13 protein-coding genes are annotated in these 15,605 nt (G+C 68.3%); 7 read left to right on the top strand and 6 right to left on the bottom strand.

Features of this window, described 5'->3' with window-relative positions:
• Positions 1–117: 117 nt before the first annotated feature.
• Genes DIE06_RS15130 through DIE06_RS15140 form a run of 3 tightly spaced genes read right to left on the bottom strand, consistent with a single transcriptional unit; the run spans position 118 to position 2,794 of the window.
• Positions 118–1,140 (bottom strand): DUF2891 domain-containing protein, encoded by a 1,023-nt coding sequence (locus tag DIE06_RS15130; protein ID WP_124662113.1) that lies wholly within the window; start codon positions 1,138–1,140, stop codon positions 118–120.
• Between the two features lie 17 nt (positions 1,141–1,157).
• Positions 1,158–2,108 carry a DUF979 domain-containing protein gene (locus tag DIE06_RS15135; protein ID WP_124662114.1) on the bottom strand — a complete coding sequence of 317 codons (951 nt, stop codon included), beginning with the start codon at positions 2,106–2,108 and terminating at the stop codon, positions 1,158–1,160.
• Complete coding sequence (locus DIE06_RS15140) at positions 2,105–2,794, bottom strand: DUF969 domain-containing protein (RefSeq protein WP_124662115.1); 690 nt, start codon at positions 2,792–2,794, stop codon at positions 2,105–2,107. Before DIE06_RS15140 ends, DIE06_RS15135 begins: the two co-directional genes overlap by 4 nt.
• A 347-nt stretch (positions 2,795–3,141) precedes the next feature.
• On the opposite strand from DIE06_RS15140, the gene DIE06_RS15145 reads away from it, so the two are divergent.
• Together DIE06_RS15145 and DIE06_RS15150 are read left to right on the top strand one after the other, a co-directional pair.
• Positions 3,142–3,366 (top strand): hypothetical protein, encoded by a 225-nt coding sequence (locus tag DIE06_RS15145; protein ID WP_006750126.1) that lies wholly within the window; start codon positions 3,142–3,144, stop codon positions 3,364–3,366.
• A 392-nt stretch (positions 3,367–3,758) separates the two neighbouring features.
• Positions 3,759–4,763, top strand: coding sequence for a chemotaxis response regulator protein-glutamate methylesterase (locus DIE06_RS15150; protein WP_124662116.1), 1,005 nt, complete (start codon positions 3,759–3,761; stop codon positions 4,761–4,763).
• Between the two features lie 23 nt (positions 4,764–4,786).
• Here DIE06_RS15150 and DIE06_RS15155 read toward each other — a convergent pair whose 3' ends face one another.
• Entirely contained in the window at positions 4,787–5,839 is a 1,053-nt protein-coding gene (locus tag DIE06_RS15155) for an RNA-guided endonuclease TnpB family protein (RefSeq protein WP_124662117.1), read from the bottom strand.
• 169 nt (positions 5,840–6,008) lie between these two features.
• On the opposite strand from DIE06_RS15155, the gene DIE06_RS15160 reads away from it, so the two are divergent.
• Complete coding sequence (locus DIE06_RS15160) at positions 6,009–7,100, top strand: diguanylate cyclase domain-containing protein (RefSeq protein WP_124662118.1); 1,092 nt, start codon at positions 6,009–6,011, stop codon at positions 7,098–7,100.
• 4 nt (positions 7,101–7,104) lie between these two features.
• Here the strand turns inward: DIE06_RS15160 and DIE06_RS15165 are convergent, their stop codons facing one another.
• On the bottom strand, positions 7,105–9,348 hold the full coding sequence (locus tag DIE06_RS15165) for a bifunctional diguanylate cyclase/phosphodiesterase (RefSeq protein WP_124662119.1): 2,244 nt from the start codon (positions 9,346–9,348) through the stop codon (positions 7,105–7,107).
• A gap of 384 nt (positions 9,349–9,732) precedes the next feature.
• Between DIE06_RS15165 and DIE06_RS15170 the strand changes: the two genes are divergently transcribed.
• Positions 9,733–10,455, top strand: coding sequence for a haloacid dehalogenase type II (locus tag DIE06_RS15170; RefSeq protein ID WP_124662120.1), 723 nt, complete (start codon positions 9,733–9,735; stop codon positions 10,453–10,455).
• Between the two features lie 56 nt (positions 10,456–10,511).
• On the opposite strand, the gene DIE06_RS15175 is transcribed toward DIE06_RS15170, so the two are convergent.
• Entirely contained in the window at positions 10,512–11,471 is a 960-nt protein-coding gene (locus tag DIE06_RS15175) for a LysR family transcriptional regulator (protein ID WP_124610414.1), read from the bottom strand.
• A 156-nt stretch (positions 11,472–11,627) separates the two neighbouring features.
• Here DIE06_RS15175 and DIE06_RS15180 point away from each other — a divergent pair, with 156 nt between their 5' ends.
• The 3 genes from DIE06_RS15180 (at position 11,628) to mmsB (ending at position 15,491) form a co-directional block, all read left to right on the top strand.
• Complete coding sequence (locus DIE06_RS15180; protein WP_124662121.1) at positions 11,628–12,947, top strand: MFS transporter; 1,320 nt, start codon at positions 11,628–11,630, stop codon at positions 12,945–12,947.
• A 112-nt stretch (positions 12,948–13,059) separates the two neighbouring features.
• Positions 13,060–14,586: a CoA-acylating methylmalonate-semialdehyde dehydrogenase gene (locus DIE06_RS15185; RefSeq protein ID WP_124662122.1), complete on the top strand. Its 1,527-nt coding sequence runs from the start codon at positions 13,060–13,062 to the stop codon at positions 14,584–14,586.
• A gap of 14 nt (positions 14,587–14,600) precedes the next feature.
• The gene (gene mmsB / locus DIE06_RS15190) at positions 14,601–15,491 is read left to right on the top strand and encodes a 3-hydroxyisobutyrate dehydrogenase (RefSeq protein ID WP_124662123.1); all 891 of its coding nucleotides are present in this window, start codon (positions 14,601–14,603) and stop codon (positions 15,489–15,491) included.
• Positions 15,492–15,605: the final 114 nt, after the last annotated feature.

A 15,605-nucleotide genomic window follows, 5' to 3' on the forward strand; every position in this document is an offset into this window, starting at 1 on the left:
GCGTGCGGCACATCGCGTGACGCCCGCCACACCCGCCTCTCCCGCCTCTCCCGCCTCTCCCGCCTCTCCCGCCTCTCCCGCCTCTCCCGCCTCTCCCGCCGATCGCCGACGAAGCGACTACGCGTCCAGCGCCAGCAGCGCGAACGTCGCGAGCCAGTGCTCGCCCATGTAGTCGCCGGCCACGTGCGCGAGTGCGCTGTCGAGATGCCGGCCGGCCGCATCTACCAGCTTCGCGCGCCGCGCGTCGCCTTCGGGCAGCGCGCCGGCGAGCGAGCGCTGGCACCATGCGCGGCTCAAATTCAGTCCATCCAGATGCGCGATCTTGCCGTCGCTGCGGTCGCTGACCGTCGCCGGCACGAACAGCGTCGCCGGCTCGCCGCGCGCGAGATCCGGCAGGAAGCGCGCGAACCAGCCGTCGAATTCGGCGGCCGGCAGCACGCGCCGCATCAGTTCCGCCTCCATCAGCGCGGGCGACAGGAACTCGTCGCCCGACGGCTCCCACGCCTGGCACGCGACATCGTTCAGGTGCCAGCGTTTCGCCGTATCGACGATCAGCGCCGCGAGCCCGTCGCGCTGCGTCGCGCGCGCGAAGTCGAGCGTGAGCGCCAGCGCGAACGCGGTGTTGAAGTGCGTGCCGACCCGCAGCGGATAGGTCGCCTTCGGCAGGAAGGTCTCGAAGCGCGCGACGAACAGCTCGGTGAGCGGCGCCATCGTCTTCGCCCAGCGGGCGGCCTGCGGCACCACGCCCTTCAGCGCGAGCCGCTCCAGCTGCGCGGACAGCGCCAGCAGCCACGCCCATCCGTAAGGCCGCTCGAAGCCGCTGTTGTGCGGCAACGCGAGATACGCGCGTTCGCCGGCGACGTTCGCGTCGGTGAAATGCGCGTCGACGACGGCGATGATCCGCTCGGCCTCCGGCAGCGCGGGATAGCGTTCGAGCACGCGCAGCACGAGCCAGTAGCCGTGCACGCACGAATGCCAGTCGTAGCTGCCGTAGAAGATCGGATGCAGCGCGCGCGGCCCCTGCACGTCGTGCGGGCCTTCGAGCCCATGCGTGAGCTTGTTCGGATATTCGCGGGTCAGGTGCGCGAGCGCGAGCGACGCGAATTTCGACGCGAGCTCGGGAGTCAGTCGGTCGGTCATGAGCACCTCGTCAGTCGTCAGAAGCGGAATACGAACGCGTACATCAGCAGCGTGTTCACGGCCAGCAGCAGCACGGCGGTCGGCCACTGCGCCTTGATCACGCCGTTCTTGTCCTTCAGTTCGAGCAGCGCGGCCGGCACGATGTTGAAGTTCGCGGCCATCGGCGTCATCAGCGTACCGCAGAAGCCGCTCAGCATCCCGATCGCGCCGAGGATCGCCGGGTTGCCGTGGAACTGATGGACGATCAGCGGCAGGCCGATGCCGGCCGTCATCACCGGGAACGCGGCGAACCCGTTGCCCATGATCATCGTGAACAGCGCCATGCCGACCGTATAGGCAACGACAACCGCGAACGGCGAATCGATCGGCACCCAGTCCTTCACGAGCCCCGACACCACGCCGCCGACGCCCGCGACCGCGAACAGCGCACCGAGCGCCGCGAGCATCTGCGGCAGGATCGCGGCCCAGCCGACCGCGTCCATCGTGTGACGCGCCTCCTTCAGCGCGTGCACGGGCGAATCGCGCAGCATCGCGAGCGCGACGGCGAACGCGACGAGCGTGCCGAGCACGAGCGAGATCAGCGTCACGCTCTTCGGATCGACGAACGGCACGAGTTTCAGCCCGAACGTGCCGATCAGCGTGACGACGGGAATCAACAGCGCCGGCAGGAACAGCCTGTTGCGGAAGCGCAGCGCCTTCGCGTCGCGCCGCGCGGCCGCCGCCTCGCCGGCTTCGTCCGACTTGCCGCGCCCGAGCTTGCCCGAGCCCGCGATCAACGCGAGCGCGATCGCGAGGCAGCCCGTCACGAAGTGCGGCAGCAGCGCGCCGAACAGGAACGTGAGCGCATAGATCGCCCAGAACGCGAAATTGACGACGCGGCGCGGGTTCGTGCGGTCGGTCAGGTTGAAGCACGCGAACGCGGCGAACATCAGCCCGGCGAGCGTATACAGCGGTTCGAGGCCGATCATCGCGCACCCTCCCGCCCGAACGCGCCGAAGCCGCGCGACAGCCGATGGTCGAGCAGCGCGAGCCGTGTGCAGTGAATCAGCAGCGCGGCGACCGCGGTCGGGATCGCCCAGACCGACAGGTGCAGCGGCTCGATCGCGATGCCGTTCTGTTCGAGAAAGCCCTTGATCAGCAGGATCGACTGGATCGCGATGAAGATGTCCTCGCCGAAGAACACGGCGACGTTGTCGGCGGCCGACGCGTGCGCGCGAATCTGCTGGCGCACCGCTTCCGGCAGGTCGCCGTGCCGGCCGACGGCCGCGGCCTCCGCCATCGGCGCGATCAGCGGCCGCACCATCTGCGCGTGTCCGCCGAGCGACGTGAGGCCGAGCGCGGCCGTCACCTGGCGCAGCACGAAATACAGCATCAGCACGCGGCCGGTGGTCGCCGCGTGCACGCGCGAGATCATCCGCTTCGCCTGTTCCTTGAGCCCGTTGCGCTCGAGCAGCGCGATCACCGGCAGCGTCAGCCAGATCAGCCCCATGTAGCGGTTGTCGGCGAACGCCTTGCCGAATGCACTGACGATGTCGACCAGATTCATCCCGCCCGCGAGCCCCGTCGCGAGGCCCGCGATCGTGACCACCAGCAGCGCGTTGAAGCGCAGCGCGAAACCGATCACGACGATCGGCACCCCAATCAGCACCAGCATTGTCCCTCCTTGTGTCGGATACGCGGCACCGTGAACACGCGCCGCCCGCCCGGTTTCGACCGGGTTCAGGCCGCAAAATCTAACACGAGACTTTATCGATAAAAAGTCGACAATTTGATGCTTCGGGTAAACGTTGAAACCGGTACGACGGTGCGCCGGCCGTGTGTCCGCAGTGTTGCAGCGGTGTTTCGTCCGGACGGTCGGCGGCGGGCGGCAACGGCGGCGCGCGCGTGGTGCGCACGCTTGCGGCGGGCGAACCGCGGGCGGCCCGTGCGCCCGCCGCGCATGGCGGAGCGCCGGTGCGCCGACTAAACTGGAAGGCATCGGCAACGTTCGGGAGAGCCGCCATGATTGACGTATTCCAGACCATCGGCAGCCGCGCCTTCTCCGCTCATCTGGCGAAGGACGGGATGGTGACGCTGATGGAACAACGCCAGGAAGTCGACCGCGTGACGCTCGCGACCGCCTATGCCGCGCTCGTCGAGGAATCGGAGCAGGAAGCCGACCTGCTCGACGCAACCGTCGAAGGGATGATGCGCGCGCTGATCCAGGGGTACGCGCGCAGCCATTGAACGACTGAACGGGCACCGGGCGCGGTGCGCCGGCCTGCACGGCCGGCTCGCCGATGCCTGCGCGTGCGCCCGTGCCGGGCGCCCCCTTTCCCGTCGAAATGAACGCGCCGGCGACGGGTTTCCGCACTACCGCGTCATCTCGGGCCTGGCCGTCCGGCTCCCCGGACGGCAAAAAATGCGGCCCGGCCATAGAGGAAAGGGTCGGAACGACGCAATGCGCAAATTTTTCGATTGCCGCCGCTCGCGCCGCATGACAGCATGCGGGCGTCGCCAATCGAAAAGAATTCCGTGCCGTCCGCCCGCCGATGCCGTTCGGCGGCGCCGAACCAGGCACTGCCTTCCATGAACCCGGCCCACCTCCAACACTACGAACCGACCGGAGTAACCCGCTTGTGAACATCGGCATCGTCAACGACCTCCCGCTTGCCGTCGAGGCGATGCGCCGTGCGCTCGCGCGCCGGCCCGAGCATCGTGTGCTGTGGGTCGCGACCGACGGCGCGCAGGCCGTCGAACTGTGTGCCGCGCAACCGCCCGACGTCGTGCTGATGGACCTGATCATGCCGAAGTTCGACGGGATCGAGGCGACGCGGCGGATCATGCGTTCCAGCCGACCGTGCGCGATCCTGATCGTGACGAGCTGCATCGGCGCGAACGCGTGGCGCGTGTTCGAGGCGATGGGCGCCGGTGCGCTCGACGCGGTCGACACGCCGCGCCTCGGCGAAGGCGCGGCCGGCGATACCGCCCGGCTGCTGCTCGCCAAGATCGACCAGATCGGCCGCCTGCTCGACGCGCCCTGCGGCGTCCGCGCGGCCGGCATGGCCTCACGCGCGGGCGGCGGCCCGCTGATCGCGATCGGCGCGTCCGCCGGCGGCCCCGGCGCGCTCGCGTCGATCCTCGGCGGCCTGCCGGCCGACTTCAGCGCGCCGATCGTGATCGTCCAGCACGTCGATCGCGCGTTCGCCGAAGGGATGGCGCAGTGGCTCGACGGCCAGACGCCGCTGACCGTGCGGGTCGCGCACGAGGGCGACCGCCCGCAACCGGGCGTCGCGCTCCTCGCGGCGACCGACGATCACCTGCGCATCACGCGCACCGGCACGCTCGAGTACACGCGCGAACCGGCCGCCACGCCGTACCGGCCGTCGGTCGACGTATTCTTCAACAGCCTGACCGAGCACTGGCCGGGCCGCGTGATCGGCGTGCTGCTGACCGGCATGGGACGCGACGGCGCGATCGGCCTGAAGGCATTGCGGATGAAGGGCTATCACACGATCGCGCAGGACGAGGCGACCAGCGCCGTCTACGGCATGCCGAAGGCGGCCGCGACGCTCGGCGCCGCGCGCGCGATCCTGCCGCTCGAGCGCATCGCGGGCGAGCTGGCGGCGCTCGCGCGGATTTGAACCGTTGACGTCCTCCTCCGCGCCTAAAGGCGGAGGATTCCCACACCTGGCGATGCACGTCCGCATCGGAGAATGTTCAGAGCAGCGTTGATATCACGATCATGTGCGACACCACATTCACTGCAAACCCATTCTCTTACTCGCAGTCCCGCGATACCTTTCGGCCGCGTCGTGCTGTCTTTCGACCCGCACGCCGAACAGGACTGGGTGGAACCGCTTTCGTCGACTTCCTCGAACGTGACTCCGTGCGCGATCGCTTTGTAACGGAGCTTGTTACGGAAGGACGACCAGGATGCGTCGTAAACGCTCTTCGCCATCCTGGTTCTGGCCAGCTTGGCGGGCGACACGTTGCCGACCGCGATGTAATCGAAGCGCCGCACCAGATCGAGCGCGAGCTTGTGTTGGAAATCGGCACGGGCATTCGCGACCTTGGCGTGCAGCTTCGCGATATGTCGCTTGTGCTTTCGCGCCCGTTGCGCTTTCGCGAGCTTCTCGGCCGCGCGTCGGCCGAATTGATCATTAGGCAGCTTCTCGCCGGTCGAAAGTGTGGCGAAGTCTTTCAGGCCCAGATCGATACCGACACCCGAACGGATCGGGCGAGCCTGAACATCGGGCATCTCGATCACGATGTTGAGAAACCAGTTGCCCCTTGTGTCTTGCGCAAAGCTGGTTCCGTCCTTGATCTTTCCGTCGGGAAGCGGTCGGCTATTGAATACGCGAAAGGTGTTGCCGGCAAAGCGAAACGCATCACCCTCGCGCTTCAGGTCTCGGCCCTTCAGCGGCACCCAGCCCAGCGATTTCCTGCCACGATAGCGCAGGTAGGGCCGACGGTTCCGACTGCGCGACTTCGCGTATTGCTCGCACGTCGCGTTGATCGTGCCGGAGTGGATACCGAGTTCCTTACTGCTGCCGGTCGTCAGCACGTTCAAGTCGAAACCCGTCGGCCACTTCTTGCTCCACTTGAGCGCGTGCTTCTGCGTATCGTGGCAGAAGTTCCAGACGTAGTTCACCGCGCGGCTCTGCTTGTTAAGCAGTCCGTTGAGCGACTTCACCCGGTAGCGATAGACAAGGATCATGCTGGTGATCCTAACCCGTGGAAGAAGCTGCCTGTCAACAGCACTCCTTTCCTTCCCGCCATTCGCCCCGAAGGAAGTCCCCTTGGGGGAAATGGCGGAGTTTCTCGGGGCAAATTCGGATGAAACCCCGTTACACCCTTCGCAGCCATGGCGCAACCTGGCATCAATCATGACTAGCGATCTCACCCGCCCGCCCGGCGGCGTGCATGCGGCGTTCGACGTCGCGCACGTCCGGCCCACGCCGCACGCCGACGCCCCTGCGATGGTCCTGCTGGTCGACGACCAGACGATCGTCGCGGAAGCCATCCGGCGCGCGCTCGTCGACGAGGACGGCATCGACTTCCACTACTGCCCGCGCTCGGACGATGCGCTGGCGACCGCGATCGAGACGCGGCCGACGGTGATCCTGCAGGATCTCGTGATGCCCGGCACCGACGGGCTGAGCCTCGTGAAGGCGTACCGCGCGAATCCGGCAACGCGCGACGTGCCGATCATCGTGCTGTCGACGCAGGAAGAACCGGTGATCAAGAGCACCGCGTTCGCGACCGGCGCGAACGACTACCTCGTGAAACTGCCCGACCGCATCGAGCTGGTCGCGCGGATCCGCTACCACTCGCGCTCGTACATGAACCTGCTGCAGCGCGACGAGGCCTATCGCGCGCTGCGGCAATCGCAGCAGCAACTGCTCGAGGCCAATCTCGAACTGCGGCGCCTCACGCATTCGGACGGCCTGACCGGGCTGTCGAACCGCCGCTATCTCGACGAATACCTGGCCGCCGAATGGCGGCGCGGCACGCGCGAGCGCAGTGAGCTGTCGCTGCTGATGATCGACGTCGACAACTTCAAGCTGTACAACGACACGTACGGCCACGTGTCGGGCGACAGCGTGCTCAAGCAGGTCGCGGCGACCATCGAGCGCTGCCTCGGGCAGTCCGGCGATCTCGCCGCGCGTTTCGGCGGCGAGGAATTCGCGGTCGTGATGCCGGCCACGTCGCCGGGCGCCACGCGGCTGCTCGGCGAGAAAATCCGCCTCGCGGTCGAGGCGCTGCGGCTCGAGCACGCGCACTCGTCGACGGGCCGCTACGTGACGATCAGCATCGGCGGCGCGAGCATCGTACCGGCCCCCGGCCTGCCGACGACGTCGCTGATCGAGGCGGCCGACCGCGCGCTGTATCGCGCGAAGCACGACGGCAAGAATCGCGTCGAGATCGATGCGCCGCCGGCGCCTGCTGTTCCGCCGGCCGGCGACGGTTTCGCTTGAATGCCTACACGGTGACGAGGCGGCGCGCGTAGTCGGTCGGATCGAGCGGCCGGCCGAACAGGTAACCCTGCTGCATGTCGCAGCCGATCTGCTGCAGGAACCACGACTGCGCCTGGGTCTCGACGCCTTCCGCGGTGACCTTCATCCCGAGCGAATGCGCCATCGCGACCACGGCCTGCGTGATCGCGACCGAGTCGCGATGATCGGGCACGCCCGACACGAACGAACGGTCGACCTTCAGGTTGTGCAGCGGAAAACGCTTCAGGTACGCGAGCGACGAGTAGCCGGTGCCGAAATCGTCGACCGAGATCCGCACGTTCATGTCCGTGAGCGCTTCCAGCATCGGCAGCACGGTGTCCGTGTCGTTCATCAGCAGTCCTTCGGTAATCTCCAGTTCGAGCGCGCCCGGATCGAGCCGCGTCTGCGCGAGGCAGTGGTAGACCGACTCGACGAGCCCTTCGTGGAACTGCCGCGGCGACAGGTTGACCGCGAGCATCAGGTCGGGCGCGATCGTGCGGCGCCATTCGGCGGCCTGCCGGCAGGCCGTTTCGAGCACCCACTGGCCGATCGCGACGATGAGCCCGGTATCTTCCGCGACCGGAATGAACTCCGCCGGCGACATCGGCCCGAGCTCGGGGCTCGTCCAGCGCAGCAGCGCTTCAGCGCCGACCGTGCGACCGCTGCGCGCGTCGACGACCGGCTGGTAGGCGAGCCGCAGCGCATCCGACGCAATCGCGCGGCGCAACGACTGCTCGATCGCGAAGCGGCGCTGCAGGCGCAGGTTCAGCTGCGCGGTGAAGAACGTGAAGTGGTTGCGGCCGCGCTGCTTCGCGTCGTACATCGCCGAATCGGCGTTGCGCATCAGCGTGACCGCATCGTCGCCGTCGCGCGGCGCGACGCTGATCCCGATCGACACGCCGAGCCAGTACTCGTTGTTCGCGATCTCGAACGGCTTCGCGATCGTGTCGATCACCTCGCGCGCGAGCACGGCCAGCGCGTCGGGATCGTCGCAGTGGTCGACGAGGATCACGAACTCGTCGCCGCCGACGCGCGTGAGCGCGTGGCGCCCGCCCGCGCAGGCCGCGAGGCGCGCCGCGACGCTGCGCAGCAGCGCGTCGCCGGCGTCATGGCCGGCCGTGTCGTTGACCTTCTTGAAGCCGACGAGATCGATGAACAGGATCGCGACTCGCGCGGGCCCGGCCGCCGCCTCGCGCGTGCCGAACAGTTCGCGCATCCGGTCGGAGAGCCAGCGCCGGTTGTAGAGGCCCGTCAGCGCGTCGCGCGTCGCCATATAGCGCAGTTGCTGCTGCGCTTCGCGCACGGGGCCGATGTCGTGAAACGACACGAGCACCGATTCGGGCTGCGTCTCGCCCGGTTTCACGATCGGCACCGCGTTGCCGCGCACCCAGATGATGTCGCCGTCGGCGAGCCCGAAGCCGACCGAGTAGTCGAGCTGCGGCATCGCCGTCTCGATCGCGCGCCGGCTCGGCCAGTCGTCGGGCGCGATCGGCGTGCCGTCCTCGTGCAGCTTGTACAGGATCACCGTCGACAGCCGGCGGCCGACGAGGTCCGCCCGCATCATCCGGTTCGCGCTCGGATTGCTCGCGACCACCACGCCGTCGCGCGACACGACGAGAATCCCTTCGTTCAGGCTGTTGACGACCAGGCGGTGATGTTCCTCGCTGCGCGCGAGCTGTCGTGCGATCCAGTCCTGGTGCACCGCGAGGCCGACGCTGTTGCCGATGTCGCGCAGCAGGTCGGTTTCCGCGTCGGTGGGCCGCCGCGGCGTGCGGTAATAGACGGCGAACGCGCCGAGCACGGTGCCCGCCTCGTCCAGGAACGGCACCGACCAGCACGCGCGCAGGCCGAGCGGCAACGCGAACGAACGATAGTCGGCCCACAGCGGATCGGTTTCGATGTCGTCGACGGCGACCATCCGGCGCTCGTACATCGCCGTGCCGCACGAGCCCGCGGCGGGCCCGATCGATGCACCGTCGATCGCCGCGCTGTACTGCGCGGGCAGCGACGGCGCGGCGCCGACGCGCACGTGCACGCCGTCCGCGTCGAGCAGCAGGATCGTGCACGACGCACCGTCGCCGAGCAGCGCCTCGGCGCGCCGGCAGACCTCGACGAGCAGTTCCGGCAGCGGTGTGTTGCGCGTGATCAGCCTCAGCACGCTTTGCTCGGACGCGAGGACTTCCGCTGCAAGGCCGAGGCTGTAGCGAGAACTTTGCGGTTCGGTATTCAAGACGAATCCTGCCGTCCGTTCGACCGGGTCTGACGCGCCCGATTCGTTTGCGATTCTTCGTGCCGTTTACCGCTCCGGGTTTACGCGACCCCCGGTGCGTCCCCATTCGTGCGCGTCGCGACGCGCACCAGAACACATTTAACACCAATCCGCGCAGCCCCGCTGCATCCGCGCGCATCAGGGCTTACGCGCGGTCGCGGCCGCCACGCGTACCGATTCCATTCATCGGACGATTCGGCGCGCCGTCCCGGCCGCCGTGCGCTTCGATCGCGACGACGCGGCCAGCCGCGGCCGCGGATACGTGCTTCAATGAGGTTCGAACCGGCGTCGCGCGCTGCCGCCTCGCAGCGCATCGCCCCCGTCCACCGACCTTCACGGAATCCCATGACGACCCCTCCCGATATCAAGGCGCTCGTTTTCGACGTGTTCGGAACGATCGTCGACTGGAGAACCGGCGTCGCGCGCGAAGCCGCCACGTTCCTGGCGCGCCATGCGCCGGATCGCGATCCGTTCGAATTCGCCGATAGGTGGCGCCGCGAATATTCGCCGTCGATGGAGGAGATCCGCAGCGGGCGCAGGCGCTACGTGCGGCTCGACGTGCTGCATCGCGAGAACCTCGTGCGCACGCTCGACCGCTACGGGATCGACGGCGTGCCCGACGCGGAGATCGACGCGCTCAACCTCGCGTGGCACCGGCTCGATCCGTGGCCCGATGCCGTCGCGGCGCTGCAGCGGCTGAAACGGCGCTACGTGATCGCGCCGCTGTCGAACGGCAATATCCGGCTGATGGTCGACGTCGCGAAGCACGGCGGCCTGCCATGGGACGCGATCCTCGGCGCGGAAGTCGCGCACGCGTACAAGCCGTCGCCGAAGGTCTACACGGAAGCGGTCGAGATTCTCGGCGTCGAGGCGGCCGAGCTGTGCCTGGTCGCCGCGCACAACGGCGACCTCGCCGCCGCGCGGCAACTCGGGCTCGCCACCGCGTTCGTGCTGCGGCCGACCGAACACGGCCCGAACCAGACGACGGACCTGAAAGCCGACGATACATGGGACTTCGACGTCAAGGACCTGAACGAACTCGCGGACCGGCTCGGTTGCGCGGGTTGAGCACCGGTTGAGCGCCGGTTGCACCTCCGGCTGCACCTCCGACATCCGCCGATCCGCTATTCCGGATCCCCGACGAACCGAAGCCGCTCCGATTCCCCCATCAGCAATTCCCGGTTCGCCTCCGCCGCCGCGCGCAGGTAATCCCACAGCGCGGTCACGCGCCGCAACTTGCGCAGGTCCTCGCGACAGGTCAGCCAGAAGCACCGCGTGACCACCACGTCGTCCGGCAACACCGGCACCAGCGCCGGTTGCGTGGCCGCCATGAAGCACGGCAGGATCGCGAGCGCGCCGCCCTGCAGCGCCGCGAACACCTGCGCGATCACGCTCGTCGTGCGCAGCCCGGCCGTCGCGCCGGGCACCGCGCGCTCCAGGTACAGCAGCTCGCTGCTGAACGCGAGATCGTCGACGTAGCTGATGAACGCATGCCGCGCGAGATCGTCGGTGCAGGTGATGGGCGGATGATTCGCCAGATAGTCGCGCGTCGCATAGAGCCGCAACTGGTAGTCGCACAGCTTCGTGACCACGTAAGGCCCGCGTTCGGGCCGTTCGAGCGTGATCGCCAGGTCGGCCTCGCGCTTCGGCAGGTTGACGAAATGCGGGACCGGCAGCAGGTCGACCGTCACGTGCGGATGCGCGACGCGAAACCGCGCGAGCTGCGGCGCGAGGAAGAAACAGCCGAACCCTTCGGTCGACCCGATCCGCACGTGGCCGGACAGTGCCTCGCCGGTATTCGCGACCTGGTCGCACGCGGACTGCACGGTCGTCTCCATCGCGTCCGCATACGCGACGAGGCGCTGCCCCTCGGCCGTCAGCGTGAAGCCGCCGGAGCGCGACTTGTCGAACAGCAGCGTGCCCATCGCGGATTCGAGTGCGCGAATGCGCCGCGCGACGGTGGTGTAGTCGACCCCGAGCCGCTTCGCCGCCCCGCTCGCGCGCTGCGTGCGGGCGACTTCGAGGAAGAAGCGCAGGTCGTCCCAGTTCAGGTTGCCGGAAACCGGCTCGGTGGCGTGTCGCATCGGCGGAAAAAAGGGCAGGCGTCTCGGGGCCGATCGTCGATATGCATAAATGCATATCCAACCGGTTTTCTTGTCGGTACATCGTGGATCCGCGCATAACTATACTCGACCGTGACCTGCGGACCATGAACCGCGGGCAATAAAACCGGAGACACCATGCAGACGCGATCCACCCTCGATGAGCATGCAACCATCGCAGCGCCGGCGCCCGCCCGCACCGCGAAGCACTACCTGCTGGCCGGCTGGGCCAGCATGGCCGGCACCACGATCGAGTGGTACGACTTCTTCCTCTACGGCACCGCCGCCGCGCTCGTGTTCAACCGCATCTTCTTCCCGTCGCTGGACCCGGTCGTCGGCACGCTCGCCGCGTTCGGCACGTTCGCGGTCGGCTTCATCGGCCGGCCGATGGGCGGCATCGTGTTCGGCCACTTCGGCGACCGCATCGGCCGCAAGTCGATGCTGATGATCACGCTGCTGCTGATGGGCGTGCCGAGCATGATCATCGGGTTGATCCCGTCGTACGACCGCATCGGCTACTGGGCCGCCGCGCTCTTGATCGCGATGCGCTTCCTGCAGGGGATGGCGGTCGGCGGCGAATGGGGCGGCGCGGTGCTGATGGCCGTCGAGCATGCGCCGAAGGGCCGCAAGGGGCTGTTCGGCAGCCTGCCGCAGACGGGCGTCGGGCTCGGGCTGATCCTGTCGTCGGTCGCGATGGCCGCCGTGGCCGCGCTGCCGGACGCCGACATGCTGTCGTGGGGCTGGCGCGTGCCGTTCCTCGCGAGCATCGCGCTGGTCGGCCTCGGCTGGTTCATCCGCGCGAAGGTGCCGGAGTCGCCGGACTTCGAGAAGATGCAGCGCCAGGGCAGGGCCGAGAAGTCGCCGGTGACGGCCGCGCTGCGCCGCCATCCGCGCGAGGTGCTGACGATCGTCGGCGCGCGCGCCGCCGAGAACACGTGGTTCTACATGGTCGTCACGTTCGCGCTCGCGTATGCGACGCAGCAGCTGCATCTGCCGAAGGCCGAGATGCTGCACGCGATCACGGCCGGCGCGGCGCTGTCGCTCGTCACGATGCCGCTGTGCGGGCACCTCAGCGATCGCATCGGCCAGCGCCGGATGTTCGCGATCGGCCTCGTGCTGATGTGCGCGTTCGCGGCGCCGTTCTTCATGATGCTCGGCACGCAGCAGACGTCGTATGCATGGTGGGCGATCGTGCTCGGCCTCGGCGTCGTGTTCCCGATTCTCTATGCACCGGAGTCGCTGCTGTTCGCGCAGCAGTTCCCGGCGGAAATCCGCTACAGCGGCATCTCGCTGTCGGTGCAGCTCGCCGGCGTGATCGGCGGCGGTTTCGCGCCGATGATCGCGACGTCGCTGCTCAAGGCCGGCGGCGGCCAGCCGCATTACGTGATCGCGTACCTCGTCGGTTTCGGCGTGTTCGCGCTCATGTGTACCGCACTGATGCGTCCGGCACGCACCTGAGCACACCGGCCGCATTCGATCGATTTCAGTTCTGCCTGCTGCCCGCCGTGCATGCACGCGCGGCGGAAGCAGACACCCTTTTTCATCGTCACACTGCTTCCCGGAGACATCCATGAACGCCGCAGTTCCCCAGACCACCCTCGCCCTGCCCACCGCCAAGCTGCTGATCGACGGCGCGTTCGTCGAATCGCAAAGTGCCGAATGGGGCGACATCGTCAACCCCGCGACGCAGGAAGTGATCGGTCGCGTGCCGTACGCGACGCTCGACGAGGTCGATGCCGCGATCGCGTCCGCGCAGCGCGCGTTCCAGACCTGGAAGACGACGCCGATCGGCGCGCGGCTGCGCATCATGCTGAAGTTCCAGGACCTGGTGCGCCGCAATCTCGAACGGATCGCGCACACGCTGACGGCCGAGCAGGGCAAGACGCTGCCCGACGCGCAGGGCGACATCTTCCGCGGCCTCGAAGTGGTCGAGCACGCGTGCTCGATCGGCACGCTGCAGCAAGGCGAGTTCGCGGAGAACGTCGCGGGCGGCGTCGACACCTACACGCTGCGCCAGCCGATCGGCGTGTGCGCGGGCATCACGCCATTCAACTTCCCCGGGATGATCCCGCTGTGGATGTTCCCGATGGCGATCGTGTGCGGCAACACGTTCGTGCTGAAGCCGTCCGAACAGGATCCGCTGTCGACGATGCAGCTCGTCGAACTCGCGATCGAGGCCGGCGTGCCGCAAGGCGTGCTGAACGTCGTGCACGGCGGCAAGACGGTGGTCGATCGTCTCTGCACGCATCCGGACATCAAGGCGATCTCGTTCGTCGGCTCGACGCGCGTCGGCACGCACGTGTACAACCTCGGCAGCCAGCACGGCAAGCGCGTGCAGTCGATGATGGGCGCGAAGAACCACGCGGTCGTGCTGCCCGATGCGCACCGCGAGCAGTCGATCAACGCGCTGGTGGGCGCGGGCTTCGGCGCGGCGGGCCAGCGCTGCATGGCGACCTCGGTCGTCGTGCTGGTCGGCAAGGCGCGCGACTGGCTGCCCGATCTGGTCGAGAAGGCCAAGGCGCTGAAGGTCAACGCGGGCGCCGAAGCCGGCACGGACGTCGGCCCGGTCGTCTCGAAGGCCGCGAAGGCGCGCATCCTGTCGCTGATCGACGCGGGCGTGAAGGAAGGCGCGACGCTGCTGCTCGACGGCCGCGACGTGACGGTGCCCGGCTACGAGCAGGGCAACTTCGTCGGCCCGACGATCTTCTCGGGCGTGACGACCGACATGTCGATCTATACGGAAGAAATCTTCGGGCCGGTGGTGGTCGTGATGGAAGCCGACACGCTCGACGACGCGATCGCGCTGGTCAACCGCAACCCGATGGGCAACGGCGTCGGCCTCTTCACGCAGAGCGGCGCGGCCGCGCGCAAGTTCCAGAGCGAGATCGACGTCGGCCAGGTCGGCATCAACATCCCGATCCCGGTGCCGGTCCCCTACTTCAGCTTCACCGGCTCGCGCGGCTCGAAGCTCGGCGATCTCGGCCCGTACGGCAAGCAGGTCGTGCAGTTCTACACGCAGACGAAGACGGTCACCGCACGCTGGTTCGACGACGACGCGACGGCCGGCGGCGTGAACACGACGATCGCGCTGCGCTGAGCGGGAGCCTGTACATGGAAATCGCATTCATCGGACTCGGCAACATGGGCGGCCCGATGGCCGCCAACCTGCTCAAGGCCGGCCACGCGCTGACGGTGTTCGACCTCGACGCGCATGCGGTCGACACCGCGGTGCGCGCGGGCGCGACGACGGCCGCGTCGCCGCGTGACGCGGCCGCCCGCGCGTCGCTGGTCATCACGATGCTGCCGGCCGCGCAGCACGTGCGCGCGGTCTACCTCGGCGACGACGGCGTGCTGGCCGGCGCGCGCGCCGGCGCGACCTTCGTCGACTGCAGCACGATCGATCCGGGCACCGTGCGCGCGGTGGCCGACGCCGCCGCGCAGCGCGACTTCCCGCTCGCCGACGCGCCGGTGTCGGGCGGCACCGGCGGCGCGCAGGCCGGCACGCTGACCTTCATGGTCGGCGCGGAAACCGCGCTGTTCGAGCGCATCCGCCCGGTGCTGCTCGACATGGGGAAGAACGTCGTGCACTGCGGCGGCACGGGCACCGGGCAGATCGCGAAGATCTGCAACAACCTGCTGCTCGGGATCTCGATGATGGGCGTGTCGGAGGCGATGGCGCTCGGCGCCGCGCTCGGCATCGATCCGGCCGTGCTGGCCGGCATCATCAACACGTCGACCGGCCGCTGCTGGAGCTCGGACACGTACAACCCGTACCCGGGCGTGAACGACACGGCGCCCGCCGCGCGCGGCTATGCGGGCGGCTTCGCCGCGAACCTGATGCTGAAGGATCTCGGGCTCGCGACCGAAGCCGCGCGCAGCGCACGGCAGCCGGTGTGGATGGGCGCGCTCGCGCAGCAGCTCTATCAATCGATGAGCCAGCAGGGGCTCGGCGCACTCGACTTCTCCGCGTGCGTGAAGCTGTACGAAGCGCAGCCGGCGTAACGCAGCCGACGGACGTGCGCGTGCGCGCGCCCGCGATGCCCGTCAACGGCATCGCGGGTCGGTTCACTTTCGGAGCAGCGCGGGCGCGACGGTCGCCACCGCGCGGGCGGCGCG

The organism is Burkholderia sp. Bp8998, assembly GCF_003854235.1.
Lineage (GTDB): Bacteria > Pseudomonadota > Gammaproteobacteria > Burkholderiales > Burkholderiaceae > Burkholderia.